The 3,208-nt window shown below is 32.7% G+C and carries 4 protein-coding genes; 3 read left to right on the top strand and 1 reads right to left on the bottom strand.

The features are described 5' to 3' along the window. Positions 1–72 precede the first annotated feature (72 nt). On the bottom strand, positions 73–1,536 hold the full coding sequence (locus tag ACT8VG_RS09185; protein WP_117459006.1) for a L,D-transpeptidase family protein: 1,464 nt from the start codon (positions 1,534–1,536) through the stop codon (positions 73–75). 300 nt (positions 1,537–1,836) lie between these two features. Between ACT8VG_RS09185 and ACT8VG_RS09180 the strand changes: the two genes are divergently transcribed. The 3 genes from ACT8VG_RS09180 to ACT8VG_RS09170 all read left to right on the top strand — a co-directional run. Beyond that, positions 1,837–2,121 (top strand): AlbA family DNA-binding domain-containing protein, encoded by a 285-nt coding sequence (locus ACT8VG_RS09180; RefSeq protein WP_202985968.1) that lies wholly within the window; start codon positions 1,837–1,839, stop codon positions 2,119–2,121. 86 nt (positions 2,122–2,207) lie between these two features. Then, positions 2,208–2,546: a hypothetical protein gene (locus ACT8VG_RS09175; protein WP_440251456.1), complete on the top strand. Its 339-nt coding sequence runs from the start codon at positions 2,208–2,210 to the stop codon at positions 2,544–2,546. 29 nt (positions 2,547–2,575) lie between these two features. Then, positions 2,576–3,208, top strand: a 633-nt coding sequence (locus ACT8VG_RS09170; RefSeq protein ID WP_444195689.1) for a transposase, incomplete at its 3' end; no start/stop codon positions are given.

The following is a 3,208-nucleotide window of genomic DNA, read 5'->3' as shown; positions in this document are numbered from 1 at the left end:
AAGGGTACATGTTTTTAATTATTTCACCTGTCTACTTGACAGGGGCGGTTCATTTGTGTATGACTCATTTTTTTATCCATTTAATGTATAGCCCTGTGAGTAGTAAATGACTACTGGCATACCAGTTGTAATAGTATTGTACATAGTACCTGCAAAACTTACTGGAAGGTTAACACATCCGTGTGAACCACCAGACACATAAAGATTACCACCAAAACTAGATCTCCAGTTTGCATCATGGAAACCAATACCTCTATTGAATGGCATCCAATAACTTACAGGAGATTCATAAGGATACTTACCTGTAACAGGATCCTTAGTACCCCTTAATACTCTATTACGTTCTTTAGAATAAATATAATATGTACCAGCTGGAGTATAACGATCATTTGTCATCTTACCTGATACACAATCTGACTGAAGAACACACTGACCATTCTTATAAATCCATAGATGCTGACGAGATAAGTCAACTTCAACATAATTACCACCAAGACCATAATTCTCAGTAGACTGTTCTTTAGCACTATAAGCAGGAGCTCTCTTAACAGCCTTACCAGCATTTAATTCTTCTTTAATCTTTGCGATTTCTTCTGTCTGATTCATCTTATAACCATAAGTACCACCACTTACAGTTCTTACGCCTAAACCTGTTGCATTAAATGTATGTGTCTTACCAACAGTATTGGCTTTAGTTGCAAGTGTATAAACAAAGCTCTTCATACGTTTATTCCAGATTTCTTCGTTATAGCTATAAGTACCATCTTCATTCTTAACAAGCCATGTTAACATCTTTTCACTATTTAAGACTTCACTCTGATTGTTAGGTAGTTCATAAGTAATAGAAGTCTTTAAATATTTCTTTAATGTTTCAGCTTCAGATTTAACAGTTTCAGTTGTTTTTCCAGGGATCTTATATGCATCCTTTACTTTAGCAACATTTAAACTAGTTTTCTGAAGACCAACAGCTTTATTCACAGCTTCATAAACAGTCTCTTTATTTAAACTATTTCCAGCTTTTTCCTTTTGTACAGTAAATGAACCATTCTCATACTTCATACGTGCATCTGTAGGCGCTGTCTGGTTTTCATCCTTTAACTGATTCTTGCTATAAAGAACATCCTTTAACTTATTTTCATCATAAGAAGTCTTAGTCTGAATAGTTTTCTTATTTCCTTTGTGATTAAATAAGTAGTTCTTGAACCATGTAAATGAATCCTGTTTCTTCAATAAAGCCTCAACTTTTCCATCAGGAACATAACTCATGTCAATTTCTTTTGCTGAAATAGTTTCGGTAGTCTTATTTCTAAACTTCATTTCTAAAGTGTAGTTTAACTGATTTTCAGCAATCTTCTTTTCTGCATCTGCAACACTTAACTTACCTACATTTACATTATTAATATAAGTAGAAGGTAAGAAGCGATCACTATAAGCTGTACCCATATGATGAATATAGAGGAATACTGATAATCCAAGAATCACGAGTACAGATACAATAATTACAATAATCTTATTTCTTTTCTGCATATTTGTCATGTTATCTTTCTCTCCCTTATACTACCCCTTCTAATTCATTGATTATAGCAAACATTTGTAAAAAGGTAAATCAAGATTTGTGAAATGACTTAAAAATACACAACTTGTACAAAAGAAGTTAGTTTTAACTTATTTATTTGTGAATAAATATTTTATAAATAGTGAGGTGTGATTATTAGTACGTTGTGTGTAGTGACAAAGAATGTACAGAAATGTGTGTAGGTGATTCGAAAATAGTCTCTCTTAAATAAGCAATTCTTCAAATATTGGAGTATTAAATAGTATGGAGGATGTGACTATATGGCAATACCAACAAGTATTAAAACATTATTATCTGGCGATGTTGTTGAATGGGCAAGAATTGAATTGAAACAAACTTGGGATCCAGCAGCATCTTTGAAAACTATATGTGCATTTGCGAATGATCTTGATAATTGGGGCGGTGGATATATTATTATTGGAGTGCAAGAGGTTAATGGAAGACCCATTTATCCGCTAAAGGGAGTACCACCTGAAAAATTAGATTCTTTCCAGAAAATATTTTTGCGAAATGCAAACTTCTTAGACCGTCTTATACACCGATAATTAGTGTTGAAAAATATCAAGGTAAGTATTTTATTGTAATATGGTGTCCAGGTGGTGATAATAGACCATACTCATCGCCAAAGACGATGGAGAGAAATAATAAAGAGAGAATACATTACATTCGTAAAGCTTCAAACACTGTGGCACCATCTGATGATGAAGAAAAGGATTTATTTAATCTAGCAAATAGGGTGCCGTTTGATGATAGAGTAAATCATCAAGCAGAAATAACTGATCTGAATATAACTTTGATTCAGAATTATCTGAGAGAAATAGGAAGTTCACTATATGAAAAATCAATAACTGGAGATTTCACTGAATTATGTAGTGATATGAATATTATTAGTATACTTCCGGAATACGTTAAACCTAAGAATGTAGGGTTAATGTTTTTCTGTACACAGCCAGATAAATTTTTACCGTAAAAGGCAAGTATGCTTTTAAGGATTGTCGTTTGCCAAACTATCTTCCAAAAGATGGATATACTACGCTTGTCATAGGTTTTGTAAGACTTAGTGGTAATAAACTGATTTTACCATATTCAAATGCTTACAAGAAAACACATAAATGTGTAGAGATTACCATCCCACCCACATTACTTGATAAGAAAGTTAGGGAAATCCGTATCATACCGAAAGCAAACGCTAGGTTCTTTGAAATTCAATATATCTATGAAGCTGAATGTTTTCAAAGAAACTTAAATATAAATAATGCACTGGCAATTGACCTTGGTATTAATAATCTTGTAACAGCGGTATCAAGTAATGGCAAGACATTCATCAATGATGGTAAGCGACTTAAATCCATAAATCAGTGGTACAATAAGCAAAATTCAGATTTACAGTCTGTAAAAGATAAACAAAATATTGGGAAAAGACCTACCAATAAACAAAAAGCCAATACTCGCAGCAGGAAAAATAAGATTAATGATTATATGAACAAGACTGCACGCACAATCATAGATTATTGCATCAATAATGATATTGGAACACTTGTAGTTGGCTATAATGAAACTTTCCAGAAGAACAGTAGTATTGGTAAAGCCAATAATAAGACATATGTAAATATACCTTATGGACAACTTCGT

Source organism: Catenibacterium sp. (assembly GCF_052354645.1).
Lineage (GTDB): Bacteria > Bacillota_I > Bacilli_A > Erysipelotrichales > Coprobacillaceae > Catenibacterium > Catenibacterium mitsuoka_A.
Note: the sequence above shows the minus strand (reverse complement) of the source record. Positions and strands in the feature narration are given on the sequence as shown.

Bases quoted from the DNA above. Each gene is read 5' to 3' on its own strand.
- ACT8VG_RS09180 (WP_202985968.1), top strand. From the start codon at position 1,837: ATGGCAATACCAACAAGTATTAAAACATTATTATCTGGCGATGTTGTT.
- ACT8VG_RS09175 (WP_440251456.1), top strand. From the start codon at position 2,208: ATGGAGAGAAATAATAAAGAGAGAATACATTACATTCGTAAAGCTTCA.
- ACT8VG_RS09185 (WP_117459006.1), bottom strand. From the start codon at position 1,536: ATGACAAATATGCAGAAAAGAAATAAGATTATTGTAATTATTGTATCT.